Source organism: Aureimonas ureilytica DSM 18598 = NBRC 106430, assembly GCF_000382705.1.
GTDB classification, from domain to species: domain Bacteria; phylum Pseudomonadota; class Alphaproteobacteria; order Rhizobiales; family Rhizobiaceae; genus Aureimonas; species Aureimonas ureilytica.
On the sequence record NZ_ARQE01000008.1, the window covers coordinates 1 to 16,550 of the forward strand.

General features: G+C 68.4%; 12 protein-coding genes. 4 read left to right on the forward strand and 8 right to left on the reverse strand.

All coding sequences use genetic code 11. The features are described 5' to 3' along the window. A partial coding sequence (locus tag B146_RS28435) for a helix-turn-helix domain-containing protein (protein WP_155897396.1) occupies positions 1 to 167 on the reverse strand: 167 nt, incomplete at its 3' end. 160 nt (positions 168 to 327) lie between these two features. Beyond that, positions 328 to 915: a transglycosylase SLT domain-containing protein gene (locus B146_RS0116425; RefSeq protein ID WP_019997561.1), complete on the reverse strand. Its 588-nt coding sequence runs from the start codon at positions 913 to 915 to the stop codon at positions 328 to 330. A 288-nt stretch (positions 916 to 1,203) separates the two neighbouring features. Between B146_RS0116425 and B146_RS0116430 the strand changes: the two genes are divergently transcribed. Next, positions 1,204 to 1,950, forward strand: a complete 747-nt coding sequence (locus tag B146_RS0116430) for a hypothetical protein (protein ID WP_019997562.1) — start codon at positions 1,204 to 1,206, stop codon at positions 1,948 to 1,950. Between the two features lie 37 nt (positions 1,951 to 1,987). Here the strand turns inward: B146_RS0116430 and B146_RS0116435 are convergent, their stop codons facing one another. The 3 genes from B146_RS0116435 to B146_RS0116445 all read right to left on the reverse strand — a co-directional run bounded on the left by B146_RS0116435 (position 1,988) and on the right by B146_RS0116445 (position 7,177). Then, positions 1,988 to 2,653: a 4'-phosphopantetheinyl transferase family protein gene (locus B146_RS0116435; RefSeq protein ID WP_051091585.1), complete on the reverse strand. Its 666-nt coding sequence runs from the start codon at positions 2,651 to 2,653 to the stop codon at positions 1,988 to 1,990. Between the two features lies 1 nt (position 2,654). Beyond that, positions 2,655 to 3,095: a GNAT family N-acetyltransferase gene (locus tag B146_RS0116440; RefSeq protein ID WP_019997564.1), complete on the reverse strand. Its 441-nt coding sequence runs from the start codon at positions 3,093 to 3,095 to the stop codon at positions 2,655 to 2,657. Between the two features lie 80 nt (positions 3,096 to 3,175). Then, positions 3,176 to 7,177 carry a Pls/PosA family non-ribosomal peptide synthetase gene (locus tag B146_RS0116445; RefSeq protein WP_019997565.1) on the reverse strand — a complete coding sequence of 1,334 codons (4,002 nt, stop codon included), beginning with the start codon at positions 7,175 to 7,177 and terminating at the stop codon, positions 3,176 to 3,178. A gap of 445 nt (positions 7,178 to 7,622) precedes the next feature. On the opposite strand from B146_RS0116445, the gene B146_RS0116450 reads away from it, so the two are divergent. The 3 genes from B146_RS0116450 (at position 7,623) to B146_RS0116460 (ending at position 12,683) form a co-directional block, all read left to right on the forward strand. Next, positions 7,623 to 9,566, forward strand: a complete 1,944-nt coding sequence (locus B146_RS0116450) for a sigma-54-dependent Fis family transcriptional regulator (RefSeq protein WP_019997566.1) — start codon at positions 7,623 to 7,625, stop codon at positions 9,564 to 9,566. A gap of 144 nt (positions 9,567 to 9,710) precedes the next feature. Beyond that, positions 9,711 to 10,784 (forward strand): 2,3-butanediol dehydrogenase, encoded by a 1,074-nt coding sequence (locus B146_RS0116455; RefSeq protein WP_026358674.1) that lies wholly within the window; start codon positions 9,711 to 9,713, stop codon positions 10,782 to 10,784. A 66-nt stretch (positions 10,785 to 10,850) separates the two neighbouring features. After that, the gene (locus B146_RS0116460; RefSeq protein ID WP_019997568.1) at positions 10,851 to 12,683 is read left to right on the forward strand and encodes an NAD(P)/FAD-dependent oxidoreductase; all 1,833 of its coding nucleotides are present in this window, start codon (positions 10,851 to 10,853) and stop codon (positions 12,681 to 12,683) included. A 39-nt stretch (positions 12,684 to 12,722) separates the two neighbouring features. On the opposite strand, the gene iolB is transcribed toward B146_RS0116460, so the two are convergent. The 3 genes from iolB to B146_RS0116475 all read right to left on the reverse strand — a co-directional run bounded on the left by iolB (position 12,723) and on the right by B146_RS0116475 (position 16,397). Beyond that, on the reverse strand, positions 12,723 to 13,520 hold the full coding sequence (gene iolB / locus B146_RS0116465) for a 5-deoxy-glucuronate isomerase (RefSeq protein WP_019997569.1): 798 nt from the start codon (positions 13,518 to 13,520) through the stop codon (positions 12,723 to 12,725). 10 nt (positions 13,521 to 13,530) lie between these two features. Then, complete coding sequence (gene iolE / locus B146_RS0116470; RefSeq protein ID WP_019997570.1) at positions 13,531 to 14,415, reverse strand: myo-inosose-2 dehydratase; 885 nt, start codon at positions 14,413 to 14,415, stop codon at positions 13,531 to 13,533. A gap of 71 nt (positions 14,416 to 14,486) precedes the next feature. Then, on the reverse strand, positions 14,487 to 16,397 hold the full coding sequence (locus B146_RS0116475; RefSeq protein ID WP_019997571.1) for a bifunctional 5-dehydro-2-deoxygluconokinase/5-dehydro-2-deoxyphosphogluconate aldolase: 1,911 nt from the start codon (positions 16,395 to 16,397) through the stop codon (positions 14,487 to 14,489). Positions 16,398 to 16,550: the final 153 nt, after the last annotated feature.

Genomic DNA, 16,550 nt, shown 5'->3' on the forward strand with positions numbered 1-16,550 from the left:
CCCATCTTGCCCGGAGCCAACGAGCCCGTCGTGCGATAACGTTGCGACCACTTTACCGCCGAGGACACCGCGACCCCAAACCGCGTGGCCGCAGATCGGCAGCTCTCGCCGGCTTCGATCGCACCAACGACCCGCTGGCGAAGATCATGCGAAAGAGGTGCTGTCATCCGATGCCGGCCTCCCATCCAGTCAGCATCTTGAATCACACATCAGCCGCGATCGGAACCACAAGTCGATTCCGATAAAACCCGAAACGCTCTAGGAGCCTGTTTCACAACTCGCCGGGCCGACCCGGTCGCGTTGTCAAACAGGTTCTCAGGCCCCGCGTCAGCGGCAGCGCTGGAGCTGCGCGGCGTAGCGGCTCGCCATGGTCTGCGCTCGTTTTGCTCCGCGCAGCGCTTCCGGCCGGTCGCGCCAGACGCCGCGCCCATAGCCGGCATGGCCGGAATGATAGGCGAGATAGAGCCGATAGGCGTCGGACTTGGAAATGCCGAGAATGCGCGCGCTGTTGGCGTGATACCAGCCGATGAAGCGGATCGCGTCGGCGAAATCGTAGCGCCGGTCGGAATAGCGGCCGGTCTTGCGCTGATAGTCTTCCCAGGTTCCGTCCAGCACCTGCGCATAGCCATAGGCGGTGGAAATGCGCGGGCCTGGGATGAAACCCAGAATCCAGCGGCGCGGCGGCCGGGCGCGGGCCTCGAAATTCGATTCCGCCTGGATCGTCGCCATCAGCACGGACACGGGAATGCCGAACTCGGCGGACGCCCGCTCGGCGTCGCGGCGCCAGTTCGTCACGAACCCGCTGCGCTCGGCGAAGATCGCGCAGGTGTTGGCGGTGTTCCTCGGGATCGACGCGCAACCGGACAGGGCGAGCACGGCGAGAAGCGGAAGCAGACGCTTGGCATGATCACTCATGTCGGCAAAATGCGCAGCGAGAAGTTTCCGAAGCGTTGACCATCGATCGGCCTCACGCAATCGGCACCAAGCCTGTGGAAAACCCCGGCGCGGGCGACCGAGCCCCTTCCGCGCAAAGGGCGGGGGCGCGTCGGCCCTCCACGCGAACGCGCTCTAAGCGCCCCCACGCGCCCAACCGCGCCTTAACGCTTACCCTTTATCCATCGGAGCCTGGTGGACGATCGTCCGGTGGATGGGAACGGCTCGGACGACAACGAGACGGCAAGCGAAAGGGGGATTTTAAAGGTCATGCGCGCGCATCGAGCCCTGCTTTCGCTGCCCGTCCTTCTTCTCGCGCTCATCGGGCTGACCGGCGCCTCGCTCGCCGCCGGCCCGATCCTGTGGGAGCTGCGGCCGAGCGTCGGGCTGGATGTGTCGCATATCCTGCCGACGGCGCGGGACATGGCGGTCGCGCTGGTTCCCTGGCTCCCGCCGCTGCGGCTGCACACGCTTCTCGTCAGCCTTCACCTCGCCGGCCTGTGCTTCGGGCTCGGCGGCGTGTTCGTTCTCGACATTCTTCTTCTGAAGGCGACGCTGCGGCGGCATTTCCACCCGCGCAACGCCAACATGGTCTGGATCCTGTCGCAGACCACGACGCTCGGCCTGCTGCTTCTCTGGATCAGCGGGATCGGCCTTCTGCTTCTGGCCGGGCCTGTCGGCGCGACGTTTGCGAGCAATCCCAAGCTGATCGCCAAGATCGCCGTGGTTCTGGCGCTCAGCCTCAACGGCGTCCTGATCCACCGCGTCTGCCTGCCGCGCCTGATGAGCGACCTGACGCCGCCGCTCATGGCCAAGCTCTCGCGGCCGACGCGCACCCTCATGCTCTTCAGCGGCAGCGTGTCGAGCGTGTCCTGGTGCTTCGCCGCCTTTCTGGGAACCGCGAAGGAGCTGAACGGCACGGTCGGCGCGGCCCCGCTCCTCGTGACCTGGGCCTTGATCGTCCTTCTCGCCTTCGCCGCGAGCACGCTGACCCTTCTGCCGCGCCAGCGCGTCTGACCGCCCGGCGAAAGCCGCGCGTCGACGCACTTGGCGCCTACGGCTCGACCACGGCGAGGGTCACGATGCAGGGCGCGCTCGTGTGAAACAGGCGCGCCGCATGGCCGGTCCGGGTCGTCGCCGAGCAGCGCGGCAGGTCGATGGCGATGTCGTCATAGTCGAGAATGCGTCGATGGAGCGGAAAGGTCGCCTTGTAGACCGCCTCTTTCGCGGAAAACACGAGGCGCGCGTCGAGGGCCGAGCCGGGGGCGGGGAGGCGATCGTCGGGCCGCACCACCAGCGCGAGGATATCGTCCGGCAGGGGGTCGGCCGGCTCCACGTCGATCCCGATCGATCCGACCTCGCCGAGCCGCCCGAGCGCCGCGACGGCCCATATGCGATCATGCGCGAGCGAGCCGGTCCACCCCTCCGGCCAGATCGGCTCGCCGGAAGGCGCGCGGGGGATCGCGCACGCGCCGATGCCCCGCGCGCGCAGGAGATCACGCGCCGCCAGCCGCGCCGCGCCGCTCGCGCGCCGGCGGTCGAGCCGCGTCGAGGCGATCGTGACCGCCTCGGCCGGTAGCAAAGCCGCCTCGTCGCCCGCGCGAATGGCGCGGCAGGCGAGCGCGACGCCGGCGGGGGCCATCGCATCCAACGCCCGTTGCAGCGCCGCCTCGTCCGCATCTGGGCCTTCCGCCCCTAGGCCGAGACCGACGCGGCTCATGTCAGGCCCGGAAGCCGGCGAGGCGGGCGATCATCTCGCCGTCCTCGTCGAGCCCTTCCTCCCTGAAGCCCGCCGCCGCATACATCCGCCGCGCCGCCACGTTGGCGGGCTCGTAGCAGATGGTGACGGCGCGCACGTGCTCCAGCGCCTCGATCTCGCGCAAGGCGGCGCCGAGCGCGGCGCGGCCATAGCCCCGACCCTGCTCGGCCCGGTCGATCATGAAGCGATAGATGCGCGCCTCGCCCTCGGTCTCGGTCGCGTCGTACATCAGGAAACCGACCAGCCGCTCGCCCGCGAGGATCGCGCGCGGGCAGGCGCCGGGGTCCTCGTCGGCCTCGGCCAGCGAGGCGGCGTTGGTGGCGACGAAGGAGGCCTGTTCGGGCGCGACGCGGAGCGCGGCCAGCGCCGCGCGGTCTTCCGGCCGCACGGGCGCGAGGCGCACGGGTTCCGATCGAAGGGGCTCCGGTCGGGGGGCCTCCGGTCGGGGGGCCTCCGGTCGGGGAAGGAGCTGGTCGGGACCGCTCACGCGGCGCCCCGGCGCAGGCCCTTGCTGCGCACCGGCGCGGCGAAGCGATGGAGCGTCGCCGGGTTGCCGCGCCAGATCGAGCCGGGCTCCAGCACCTCGCCCTTCATGACGAAGGAATCGGTGTCCACGATGGCCTCGTCGCCCATCGTCACGCCGTAATGGACGAAGGCGGCGGGGCCGACCGTGCAGCCATTGCCGATGCGGATCGTGTCGGACTTGAAGGCGCCTTCCTCCAGCGAATGGGCCTGGATGACGCAGCGCTCGTTGAGCGTCGCGTCGTCGCCGATCGAGACCAGCGAGCGTTCGGTCAGGTTGGCGCCGCCGTCATAGACGCGCCGGCCGACCTCGGTGCCGAGAAGCCGCAGCATGAGCGGGCGGAAGGGCGTGCCCGGGAAGAGGTTGATGACCGGCGAATCCGACAGTTTCCAGTGCCGCTCGTGGAACCAGAAATAGCGGTCGTAGATCGTCGTCATGCGCGGCCGGAGCTTGCCGAAGCGAAGGCTCGCCCGTTCGATCAGGACATGCAGCGGCAATTCGATCGCCATGACGAGGATCGTGCCGACGAACAGGGCCGTCGCGCCCCATTCGTCGTAATAGTTGAGCGCCCGGTCGGCGATCACGAGCGCGATGAAGAGCTCGAGCCACTGCGTTCCCAGGAAGAACAGCGCCGTCAGGGCGTTGTGGCGGTTCTTCTTGCGCACGCGCACGCGCCGCTCGGCCTCGCTGACGCCGGCGATCAGCTCCTTGTCGCGCGACACCATGCGCGGGATCTCGAAGGGCGGCGAGCCGAGAAGACCGACATTCTCGCGCACCGGACCGTCGATCGGCACCATGACCTTGGTGCCGAGCAGGACGTTGTCTCCGGTGCGGCTGTCGGCCGGGAAGAAGATGTTGTTGCCGAAGTAGTTCCGCTCGCCGACGCGCGTGTGCTCCAGCTGGAAGGAGGAGGCGGACTTGTGCATGTTGATCATGAACAGGCCGTCCGACACCATGGTCTGGCTGCCGATCTCGCACAGGAGCGGGTTTTCCTGAACCTGGTTGCTGCCGAAATTCGAGCCGGTCTGGGTGATCTCGTTGAGGTTCCAGCCGAGCGCGCGCAGGTAGTGGACGGCGGCCGAGCTGTCACCGAACAGGAGATTGAGGATGCGCGAATTCGTACAGAACTCCACCGCGTTCTGAACGAGATAGTGGAAGCCGTAGAGCGTGTAGGTCCGCCCCGGCTTCAGGACGAAGCGGGCGAGGCGCGGCAGGAGAAGGGCGACCGCCAGCGACAGGGCGATGATGCCGACGAGCGTGACCGTGGTGCCGATCGCCACGATGCCGATCGTTTCCTGATAGTTGTCGCTGACATTCTGCCAGTAGGAGTGGAACAGAAGCGGGAAGGGCGTGACGATGGCGAAGAGCAGCACGAGCTGCACGACCTCGAACAGGATGCGCCGCATTTCCGAGATCGGGCGGCTGCGCACCTTGCAATAGTCGGCGTCGGTCGGCACCGCCGGCGAGCCGTGCCAGCGTTCGCCATCGGGGATGGTCTGACCGCGCTGCAGCGAGGAGGAATGGCCGAGCTGGGCGTTGTCGCCGATCCGCGTGTCGATATCGAGAACGCAGCCGACGCCCACGAACGCGCCGTGCCCGACTTCCACCGGGCCGGTGTGCATGTAGCCGGCGCGCGCATGATAGCCCAGAATCATCGACTCCTTGCGCAGGATGGCGTTGTCGCCGATGCGGATCAGGTCCGTGCAGACCGGGATCGTGCGGCATTCGATGATCGTGTTGTGGCCGATCCGCGCGCCGAGAAGCTTGAGATAGAGGCTGTAGAGCGGGCTGCCCTTGAACAGCACAACCGGCGCGGTGCGGATCAGCGTCTGCACCACCCAGAAGCGGTAGTAGCGAAGGCCCCAGAGCGGGAAGGCTTCCGGCTTCCAGCGCCCGATCAGGAGCCATTTGGCGCCGACCGCGAGGCCCGACATGCCGAAGAACAGGAAGGCCGACAGCGCCACGCAGCGCAGGTAGAGCTGCCAGGGCTGATCGAGCGCCACATAGACCCAGTCGAGCCCACGGTCGAAGACCCACAGGCCGAAATAGCTGTAGAGCCCGTAGAACAGGAGCTGCGCGGCGCCCGTCGCCCAATAGGCGAAGTCCGTGGCGCGATGGGTCAAGACGGACTCGTGCGTCGCCTCCGCGATCTCCTCGGGCGTGCGCAGATGCTCGGCCAGAAGCGCCACGGACGGGAAGAGATAGATGTCGCGCATGGACGTCGTCGCCCAGGCGGGCTTGGCGCGCACGCGGGCGCAGAAGCGCGCCATCAAGAGCGAATTGGCGCCGAGATCGTCGAAGAAGTGATCCTCGACCGAAATCTCGTCGAGCCCGAGCACCGTTTTCGCCGCGTCCAGAAGGAAGCGCTCGTCCTCGTTGCGCGGCGGCGTCACGGGCCGTTCCAGCGCGACGGGGCCGCCCTTGGGTTTCGGCAGCTGGCGAAGGTCCACCTTGTTGGCGACCGTCATCGGCAGGGCGTCGAGCTCCTCCAGATAGGTCGGCACCATGTAGTCGGGCAGGCGGCGCTTCAGCTCGGCCGAGATCTCGCCCTTGGCGAGCAGGCAGCTTCCGGCTTTGGGCGCATAATAGGCGACGAGTTCCGTGCGGCCGGGCTGCAGCTCGACCGCCGTGACGGCGGCCTGCGCGATGCCGGGCTGGTCGAGCAGCGCGGCCTCGATCTCGCCGAGCTCGATGCGGTAGCCCCGGATCTTGATCTGCGTGTCGATGCGCCCGTGATACTCGACCTCGCCCTCGGCATTGATGCGGCCGAGATCGCCGGTGCGATAGATGCGGTGCGAGGGGTTGTCCGGCAGGTCGAGAAAGTCGGGAATGAACTTCTCGGCCGTCAGGTCGTCGCGGTTGAGATAGCCGGCCGCCAGGCCGATGCCGGCGATGCCGATCTCGCCCATCTCGCCGGGCTCGGCGAGCCTGGGCTCGGCGGCGTCGAGAAGAACGATCGTGTAGGAGGGCAGGGGCGCGCCGATGGTCACGGCGCGGTCGGCCACGAGCCGGCCCATCGTCGCCGTCACGGTCGCCTCGGTCGGGCCGTAGGTGTTGAGGATCTCGCGCCCCGGCTGCTCCCAGCGCTGCACGAGGTTCTGCGGGCAGGCCTCGCCTCCCACCAGAAGCAGGCGCAGGCTCGGCACGTCGCTCTCGATCGAGGAGAGAAGCGTCGGGCTGCAGGCCATGCAGGTGATCGAATGGGCGCGCAGGAAGTCGGACAGTTCCTCGCCCACCAGCGTCAGGCGGCCGGGCGCGGGATAGATCGTGCAGCCGGCCGCGAGCGGCACCCAGATCTCCTCGGTCGAGAAGTCGAAGGCGACGGTCATGCCCTGGTAGACGCGGTCGCCCAGCTTGTAGCCATAGGCGGCGGCTGCGACCTGCACGAAATTGGTGATGCTCGGGTGCCGGATCACGACGCCCTTGGGGCGGCCCGTGGTGCCGGACGTGTAGAGAATGTAGCAGCTGTCATCGACAAGCGCGCCGAGGAAGGGCGCGTCGGCCGTTTCGGCGTCGATCTCGGCCTGCGCCTGATCCAGAAACAGCGGGGCGACCGGCAGGCGCTCGACATTCAGCGCATAGGCCGAGACCGTGATCACCAGCTCGATCGCGGCGTCCTCGACGATCAGCGCCATGCGCTCGGGGGGAAAGGCGGTGGCGAGCGGCACGAAGACCGCGCCCGCCTTCATCACCGCCAGGATCGCCACATAGGTCATGGCCGAGCGGTCGAGCAGAAGGCCGACCCGGTTGCCCGGGCGCACGCCGCGCCGCACGAGCGCATGGGCGAGCTGGTTGGCCCGGGCGTCGATCTCGGCATAGGACCAGGTGCGCCCGTCCGACACCACGGCCGGCAGCGCGCCGTAGCGCGCGGCGCGCTGGGCGAAGAAGGCGTCGAGCCGCTGGTCCGGCGGCCCGTCCGCGCGGAAGGATGCCCCCTTCAGAATGGAAGCGTGGTCCGGCATTCGCGCAGGACCTTCGGCAACGGAGAGGGCCGCTTGGGTGTTGAGTTTGGGCATCGGCTGGTTCGCAAGATCTCGTCAGATATCGCGGCGACACCAGGCCCGCAACGCAAGGCAGCGCCCGGCCGGGCGCGTCCGCGCGGCGGACCCGACCCAGGTGCCAGAGGCTTTCGAACTTTGCTTACCCGTCATTCGCCATCGCGCCGGTCGAGGGGTCGACGAGGCGCAAGACCCATGTCCCTTCGTAAAGGGGAGGTCAAGAGGTTTTGATCCATCGTGATCGGAGCGCGAGCAAGAGTGATCGGCGGGGCCGGACGGCGGGTCCCGGGGTAACATCCGGAAGGGATTGGCAAGGCTTCGTCCCGGTGCGATGCTCCTGTCCAGCAAACGGGAGGACGGCACGACCAGCCGACGGCAAGAGCGGCGAGCGGCGCCGCGATGGGTTGCCATGGGGCTCGGACTCGGCCTTCAGCATATCAAGGAAATCGAGACGGTGGCGCTCGGCGCGGCCTCGCCGCGCGACGCGGCGGTGCGCCAGAGCTGGCAGCGCTGCATCGAGACCTATCGGCTCGATCCGGCCCGCGCCTGCGAAGCCTATATCCTGCCCGAAACGCGGCTGCGCGAGCACCGCCAGCGCTCCGAGGAGCTGATCCGCACCGCCCGCTCGGGGCTGGAAACGCTGCACGGGCAGATGGGCGGCCAGGGCTACGTGCTTCTCCTGTCGGACGCGCAGGGCGTGACGGTGGATTTCGTCGGCGATCCGACCTTCGACAACCAGCTGCGCCGCGCCGGCCTTTATCTCGGCTCGGAATGGTCGGAGCCGCGTGCCGGCACCTGCGCGGTCGGCTCCTGCATCGCGATCGGCGAGGCGCTGACCATCCATCAGAGCGATCATTTCGACCTCACCCACACGCCGCTCACCTGCTCGGCCGCGCCGATCTACGACACGGACGGCACGCTCGCCGCCGTTCTCGACATTTCGGCCCTGCGCTCCCCGGAAGCCAAGGTCAGTCAGGCGCTGGTCCTGCATCTCGTCTCGGCCGCGGCCCGGCGGATCGAACTCGCCAATCTCATGGCGCGCTCGCGCGGCGACTGGGTGATCCGCTTCTCGCGCTCGCCGGACTTTCTCGACGTCGATCCCGAAGGCGCCGTCTCGCTCGATGCGTCGGGACGCATCTCGGGCTTCACCCATGCCGGCCACAAGTTCCTCGCCGAAGCCGTCGGCGCGCCCTGGCGCGATCCGGCCACCGTGCTTCTCGGCCGCCCGATCGGCGACTTCCTCGATCTCGACCTCGACGGGCTGCCGCTTCTGACCCGCGACCGGCCGAGTGAAACGCGGCTTCTGGCCGCGCGTGACGGCAACGGCGTCTTCGCCCATGCGATCGCCCCGCCGAGACCCATCGTGGCGAAGCCCGCGCCGCGCGCGCCCGTGCCCGTTCCCCCGCCCGCGAGCGGCGCCTTGCCGGCCGCGCTCTCGGCGCTCACGGGCGGCGATGCGGCGATGGCCTCGCTTCTCCAGAAGGCCGCGCGTCTCGCGCCGACCGCGATCCCGATCTGTCTCCAGGGCGAGACGGGCACCGGCAAGGAGGTGCTGGCGCGCGCCATCCACCGCTGCCGGGGCGCGCAGACGCCCTTCGTGGCGCTGAACTGCGCGGCGCTCCCCGAAACGCTGATCGAGGCCGAGCTGTTCGGCCATGCGCCCGGCGCCTTCACCGGGGCCGGCCCGAAGGGGCGGCGCGGGCTGATCGAGGCGGCGAACGGCGGGACGCTGTTTCTGGACGAGATCGGCGACATGCCGCTCCTTCTCCAGTCGCGCCTCCTGCGCGTTCTCTCCGAGCGCGAGATCGTGCCGGTCGGCGCGCGCACGCCCGTGCCCTTGAATCTCCGCGTCCTCTCCGCCTCGCATCGCGACCTCGGGGCGCTGGTGCGCGAGGGCCGCTTCCGCGAGGACCTTCTCTACCGCCTCAACGCCGCGACGCTGCGCCTGCCGGCCTTGCGGGAGCGCAGCGATCTCGACTGGCTCATCGACCGGCTTCTCACAGAGACGGGCGGCGCGACCCTGAGGCCGGACGCGCGCGCCGCGCTTCTCGCCCATGCCTGGCCCGGCAACATTCGCGAGCTGCGCAACGCGCTGGAGGTCGGCGCGGCGCTGGCCGAGGGGGGCGCGATCGGCCTGGCCGACCTGCCGGACGCGATCCTGGCGCCGATCTCCGCCGCCGCGATCCGACCGGACGCGGAGAAGGACGAGGGCGAACCGGGCGAGGCGAACACGCTTCGCGCCGTTCTCGCCGACTGCCGCTGGAACGTGTCGGAAGCCGCGCGCCGGCTCGGCTGCGACCGCACCACGGTGCATCGGCGGATGCGCCGGCTCGGCGTCGCGCCGCCGCACTGAACCTGCGGCGCCACAGGTGCGGCACGCGCCGTGGCGGGCCTTGCCCGAGGGTGGCCGGATCGGCCGCGCGCCCCCGGAAAACGCCGAGTTCCCGGCCTTGGCACGGCGCTTGCAATTCCTTCAGCGGGAGGACCGCCGATGACCATGCAAGCCTTACGATTCCATGCCGCCAAGGATCTTCGCGTCGAGACCGTGGCCGAGCCCGGCCGGCCGGGGCCGGGCGAGGTTCGCATCCGCAACACGCGGGTCGGCATCTGCGGCACGGATCTGCACGAATATGCCTATGGCCCGATCTTCGTGCCGAAAGAGCCTCATCCCTTCACCGGCGCCTCGGGCGTCCAGATTCTCGGCCACGAGTTCGGCGGCGTCGTCACCGATGTGGGCGAGGGGGTGACGCGCGTCGCGCCGGGGGATCGGGTGTCGGTCCAGCCGCTGATCATGCCGCGCGACAACGAATATTACGCCGATCGCGGCCTGTTCTTCCTGTCGGAGAAGCTGGCGCTGGCGGGCCTCTCCTGGCCCTGGGGCGGCATGGCCGACTATGCGCTGCTGAACGACTACAATGTCTACAGGATTCCCGACGCCATGAGCGCGGAGGAAGCCGCGCTCGTCGAGCCCACCGCCGTCGCCGTCTATGCCTGCGACCGGGCGGGCGTTCGCGCCGGCTCCAGCGTCCTCGTCACGGGCGCGGGGCCGATCGGCCTTCTCACGGTGCTGGCCGCACGGGCGGCGGGCGCGACGCGGGTCTTCCTGTCCGACCCCAACCCGACCCGGCTCGAGATCGCGCGGACGATCGATCCCGATCTGGTGGTGATCGATCCGACCAAGACCTCGGTCGCCGAGCGCCTGCGCGAAGGGACGGACGGAGGCGTCGGCGCCGATGTAGCCATCGAAGCGGTGGGCAACGAGCGGGCGCTCGGCGACTGCGTCGAGGCCGTACGCCGGCAGGGCGTCGTGGTGCAGGTCGGCCTCCATCCCGGCCCGTCCAAGCTCGACTGGTTCACCGTCACCTGCAAGGACATCGATGTCCGTGGCTCCTGGGCCTATCCGACGACGTCCTGGCCGCGCGTCATGGACCTCATCGCGACCGGCCGCCTGCCGGCCTCGAAAGTCGTCACCCGCCGCATCCAGCTCAAGGACGCCGTGCGCGAGGGTTTCGACGCGCTGCTCGACCCGGCCGGCACGCAGCTGAAGATCATGATCGATCTGGAATCTTGAAAAATGCCGGCGGGAGCGCTCGCAGAAGCGCCCCGCCCTCCGACAATCTCCTGGGAGGAACCCTTCATGAGCGAAACTCTGGAACGCCCCGTCACGCGGAGCCCCGAGACCGACAACACGGCGCGCCGCGCCGCCGAGACCTGGCTGTCCGCCTTCGAGGCGGCGCTCGGCGCCAAGGACGCCGCGCAAGCCGCCAGCCTGTTTGCCGAGGACAGTTTCTGGCGCGACCTCGTGTCCTTCACCTGGAACATCAAGACCGTGGAAGGGCCTGATGGCGTCGGCGACATGCTGGCGGCGCAGCTGCCCGGCATGAGCGCCTCGCGTTTCGAGCTGGAGGAGGAGCCGACCGAGGACGGGGGCGTCGTCACCGCCTGGTTCCGTTTCGAGACCGATGTCGGACGCGGCAAGGGGCTGCTGCGTCTGAAGGACGGCAAGGCCTGGACCTTCCTGACGACGCTCCATGAGCTGAAGGGTTTCGAGGAGCCGATGAACGAGCGCCGGCCGATGGGCGCGCAGCACGGCGTCTCGGCCAACCGGCAATCCTGGCTGGAGCGGCGCGAGGCGGAGGCGCGCGAACTCGGAAACACGCGCCAGCCCTATGTTCTCGTGATCGGCGGCGGGCAGGGCGGCATCGCGCTGTCCGCCCGGCTCGGCCAGCTCGGCGTGCCCACGATCGTGATCGACCGGCACGAGCGGCCGGGCGATCAATGGCGCAAGCGCTACAAGTCGCTCTGCCTGCACGATCCCGTCTGGTACGACCACCTTCCCTATATCGACTTCCCCAAGAACTGGCCGGTCTTCGCGCCGAAAGACAAGATCGGCGACTGGCTGGAAATGTACGCCAAGGTCATGGAGCTGAACTACTGGGGCTCGACAACGGCCAAATCCGCCCGCTACGACGAAGCGAAGGGCGAATGGGAGGTCGTGGTCGAGCGCGGCGGCGAGGAGATCACGCTGCGGCCGAAACAGCTCGTGCTGGCGACCGGCATGTCCGGCAAGGCGAACTGGCCGAATTTTCCGGGCATGGACCGCTTCCGGGGCGAGCAGCACCACTCGTCTGAACATCCGGGACCGGACGGCTACAAGGACAAGCGCGTCGTCGTCATCGGCTCCAACAACTCGGCCCATGACATCTGCGCCGCGCTCGCCGAAAACGGCGTCGACGTCACCATGGTCCAGCGCTCGACCACCCATATCGTGCGCTCGGAATCCCTCATGGAACACGGGCTCGGCGATCTCTATTCCGAGCGCGCGCTCGCCAACGGCGTGACGACGCAGAAGGCCGACCTCATCTTCGCCTCGCTGCCCTACCGGATCATGCACGAGTTCCAGATCCCGGTTTACCGGAAGATCGCGGAGGTGGATGCCGACTTCTACCGCGACCTCGAAAAGGCGGGCTTCCGGCTCGACTGGGGCGCGGACGGCTCGGGCCTCTTCATGAAATATCTGCGCCGGGGCTCGGGCTACTATATCGATGTCGGCGCCAGCCAGATGATCATCGACGGCCGCATCAAGCTGAAGGCAGGGCAAGTCGAGGAGATCACCGAGACCGGCGTGAAGCTCGACGACGGCACGGAACTGCCCGCCGACGTCATCGTCTATGCCACGGGCTACGGCTCGATGAACGGCTGGGCGGCCGACCTCATCAGCCAGGAGGTCGCCGACAAGGTCGGCAAGGTCTGGGGCCTCGGCTCCGACACGCCGAAAGACCCCGGCCCCTGGGAGGGCGAGCAGCGCAACATGTGGAAGCCGACGCAGCAGGAGGCGCTCTGGTTCCACGGCGGCAACCTGCACCAGTCGCGCCATTACTCGCTCTATCTGGCGCTGCAGTTGAAAGCACGGATGGAGGGGATCGCGACGCCGGTCTACGGCCTGCAAGAGGTCCATCACCTGCGCTGAGGGAAACGATCGGGGCGGCTTCGAGCCGCCCCGCTTCGTTCAAGGCTTCAGCAGCCACTCGTGTTCGGGCGCGTTGTGGAATTTCCACGTCCGCTTCGGCCCGGCCATGACGTTGAGATAATAGAGATCGTAGCCGTGGATCGTGGCGCAGGGGTGGTAGCCCTTGGGAACGAGCGTCACGTCGCCGTCCTCCACCGCCATGGCCTCGTCCAGCGAGCGGTCGTCGGTGTAGACGCGCTGGAAGGCGAAGCCCTGCGGCGGGTTGATGCGGTGGTAATAGGTTTCCTCGAGATAGGATTCCTGGGGCAGATCGTCTTGGTCGTGCTTGTGAGGCGGATAGCTCGACGTGTTGCCGGCCGGGGTGATCACCTCCACCACGAGCAGCCCGTCGGCCTCGGCCGTTTCCGGCAGGATATTGGTGACGTGGCGCACATTGTTGCCGCGCCCGCGCACCTCCTGCGTGTTGTCCTCCTCGCCGATCAGGCGCGGGGGCCGCGCGCCCGGCGTGCCCGGCGCGGTGCAGACGGCGAGTTCCAGATCGGTCTCGGCGGTGACGCGCCATTCCATCCCGGCCGGCACATAGACCGAGGAGGGCTTGCCGTCGAAGGGCGACATGCGCCGGCCGAGCGTGCCGAACTCTGTGTCGCCCGCCTTGATGTCGGCCTTGCCCGACACGAGCACGAGGCAGGTCTCGCGGGTCGCCTCGCCGCCCGTGACGGTTTCGCCGGGCTTCAGCTTGTGAAGAGCGAACCCGACATAGGTCCAGCCGGCGCTATCGGGCGTGACATCGACGACCCGGCCCTCGATGCCGGAGGGTTTGACGAGAAGCTTGGACATGGGCTCTCCCTCAGCGCTTCAGGCCGGCTTCGGCGAGAAAACGGGTCAGGTTGTCGTAGCCGAGTTTCACATAGGTTGCGGGATGGGCCTTGTCGGGGTCCTGCTCGGCCTCGATCACCACCCAGCCGGAATAGTCGGGCAGTGCCCTGAACACCGAGACATAGTCCACCGACCCGTCGCCCGGCACCGTATAGACGCCGGCGAGAACCGAGGTGAGGAAGCTCCAGTCCTCCTGCGCGGCCTGCCGGGCCACATCGGTGCGCACGTCCTTCACATGGACATGGACGATGCGATCCTTGTAGCGGCGCGCGAGATCGGCCGGGTCCGCCCCGCCCCAGGTGGCATGGCCCGTATCGAGAAGAAGGGTGAAGGCAGGTCCCGTGCCCGCCATCATCCGGTCGATCTCCGCGCCGGTCTGGATCACCGTTCCCATATGGTGATGATAGGCGATGCGCAGCCCTTCGGCCTTCAGAAGCTCGGCAAAGCGGGTAAGGCGCGGCAGGAAGCGCTCCCATTCCTCTTCCGTGAGAACGGGCCGAGCGTGAAGCGGGGAGGCCTCGTCGCCATGCACGGTGCGGGTGCATTCGCAGACGATGAAAATGTCGGTGCCCGCGCCCTTCACGAGGGCGATATGGTCGCGCGCGGCCTCGAACTCGGCCTCGGCGTCGCGGTCGAGAAGGAAGGTCGAGTACCAACCGCCGACGAAATCCATGCCGTATTCGCCGAGCTTGGCCTTCAGCGCCCCCGGCTCGCGCGGGAACTTGTGGCCGAGTTCCATGCCCTCGATGCCGATCGCGCTCGCCTCCGACAGGCATTGTTCGAGGCTGATATGGCCGCCGATGTCCTGCCGGTCGTCATTGCTCCAGCAGATCGGGTTCGCGCCAATACGGATCATGCTTCCTCCCAGACTGTCCTGATATCGCTGGGCGCGGGGTGCCGCCGCCCGGTCCTCGATGTGGCCGCCGCTCACGCGGCCTTGATGCTTTGCGCCGCCCCGCGCCAGGCGTCTACCAGCGCGCCGAAGCGACGGGCCATGTCCGCGATCGCCGCCTCGTCGTCGATCTCCCCGCGCAGCCAGCGGCGCGCGGCGTCGGCGAAGATGGTGCGGCCGACCGCGAATCCCCTAACCATCGGCACCTCGGCGACGGCGGCGAAGGCGGCCTTCAACTCGGCTTCGGGCGCATCGAGCCCGAGGAGGACGATGCCCCGGCAATAGCGATCATTGGCCGCGATCGTGGTCTCGATGCGGCGCCAGGCGCCGACGCTCGTCTGCGGCTCCAGCTTCCACCAGTCCGGCTTGATGCCGAGATCGTAGACATGCTGCACGATCTCGGCGACCGTGGTCTCGCCGAGCGCGCCATGCTTGCCGGCGATGATCTCCACCAGAAGCTCGCGTCCGACGGTGCGCGCGGCATCCCACAGGCGCAGAAGCTCGCGGTCTTGGCGCTCGCGCAACTCGGCCGGATCGTCCGGGTGGTAGAAGCACAGGCACTTGATGACCTGATCCACGGGCCATTCGGTGAGATGGCTTCCGAGATCGGCCATGTGATCGAATTCCAGCGGGCGCGAGCCCGGCTTTTCTACCGGCCGGCCGATCCAGAAACCCTTGGCGGCGGCGCGATAGAGCGCCTTCTGGCCGTAGATCCCGTCGAGCAACATGCCGAAGCCCGGATCGTCGCCGGCGACGCGCGCCGCGGCTTCCACCGCCAGGACCTTGAAATCCTCGATGCGCTCGCGCGACGCGCCGGCCGCATCCGCCATTTCCTCGATCTGCATCCGGTGGTCGCAGGCGAGCGCCATGAGCCGGTCCGGCCCGGGCCGGCGCGTCGTCGCCCAGTGGATGTGGTTCAGCTCCTCGTCCCGGCGCAGGCGACGCTGGATCGCACTCTTGGCGAGAAACGCGTCGAGCTCGGCCGAGGTCGGATATTCCGGCGAGCAGAGAAGGCGCGACACGGCGAAGGCGCCGCAGGCATTGGCCATGGTGGCGCATTCGGCGGCCGGCCTGCCGCGCAGCCAGCCCGCCAGAAGGCCGGACATGAAGGCGTCCCCCGCGCCGAGCACGTTGAACACCTCGATCGGGAAGCCGCGCCCGGCGATGCCGTCCTCCAGCGTCTCGATCGGCCCCTCGAAGACGATGCAGCCCATGGCGCCGCGCTTCAGAACCAGCGTCGCCGAGGACACCGCGCGAATCGCCTTCAGCGCCGCCAGCGGATCACCGACGCCGCCGGCGATCATCATTTCCTCTTCCGTGCCGACCACGAGATCGCAATCGGGGAGGATGGCTTGCATCTTCCGCGACACGGCGTCGGAGGCGACATAGCGCTCGAAGCCCGCCGCGTGGCCGGCGAGGCCCCAGAGATTGGGGCGGTAGTCCACGTCGAACACGACCTTGCCGCCATGGGCCTTGGCGATGCGGATCGCCTTGAGCTGGGCCGCTTCGGTGTTGGGCTTGGAGAAATGCGTGCCGGTGACGACGATCGAGGCCGCCGAGGCGACGAGGCTTTCGGAAACGTCGGCCTCGCAGAGCGCCATGTCGGCGCAGTCGGAGCGATAGAAGATCATGGGCGAGACGCCCTCGTCCTCGACCGCGAGAAGCACGAGCGCCGTCAGCCGCTCGGGATCGACGGTCACGCCCGCCGTCTCGACGCCCTCGCGCACCAGCTGCTCGCGCACGAAGCGGCCCATCTGTTCGGCGCCGACGCGTGTCAGCAGCGCCGACTTGAGCCCGAGCCGCGCCGTGCCGATGGCGATATTGGCGGGGCAGCCGCCGACGGATTTGGCGAAGGAGCCGATATCCTCCAGCCGCGAGCCGATCTGCTGGCCGTAGAGGTCCACCGAACAACGGCCGATCGTGACCACGTCGAGCGCCTTGGCCATGTGCCTCTTCCTTCTCATGGGATGAACATGGGGGACGGACGCCTCGATCCGGCGGCGATGCCGACGGGTCGGGCCTCGCCCCTCTCGAAGATTAGATGAAGCACGTGGTACAAACTGCGTCAATATGGAATTTCAATTCCAAATAACGTCGGT

Excerpts from the sequence above, each read along its gene's own strand:
- iolB (WP_019997569.1), bottom strand. The coding sequence starts at position 13,520 with ATGTCCAAGCTTCTCGTCAAACCCTCCGGCATCGAGGGCCGGGTCGTC.
- B146_RS0116460 (WP_019997568.1), top strand. The coding sequence starts at position 10,851 with ATGAGCGAAACTCTGGAACGCCCCGTCACGCGGAGCCCCGAGACCGAC.
- B146_RS0116430 (WP_019997562.1), top strand. The coding sequence starts at position 1,204 with ATGCGCGCGCATCGAGCCCTGCTTTCGCTGCCCGTCCTTCTTCTCGCG.
- iolE (WP_019997570.1), bottom strand. The coding sequence starts at position 14,415 with ATGATCCGTATTGGCGCGAACCCGATCTGCTGGAGCAATGACGACCGG.
- B146_RS0116425 (WP_019997561.1), bottom strand. The coding sequence starts at position 915 with ATGAGTGATCATGCCAAGCGTCTGCTTCCGCTTCTCGCCGTGCTCGCC.
- B146_RS0116455 (WP_026358674.1), top strand. The coding sequence starts at position 9,711 with ATGCAAGCCTTACGATTCCATGCCGCCAAGGATCTTCGCGTCGAGACC.
- B146_RS0116435 (WP_051091585.1), bottom strand. The coding sequence starts at position 2,653 with ATGAGCCGCGTCGGTCTCGGCCTAGGGGCGGAAGGCCCAGATGCGGAC.
- B146_RS0116450 (WP_019997566.1), top strand. The coding sequence starts at position 7,623 with ATGGGGCTCGGACTCGGCCTTCAGCATATCAAGGAAATCGAGACGGTG.
- B146_RS0116475 (WP_019997571.1), bottom strand. The coding sequence starts at position 16,397 with ATGGCCAAGGCGCTCGACGTGGTCACGATCGGCCGTTGTTCGGTGGAC.
- B146_RS0116445 (WP_019997565.1), bottom strand. The coding sequence starts at position 7,177 with ATGCCGGACCACGCTTCCATTCTGAAGGGGGCATCCTTCCGCGCGGAC.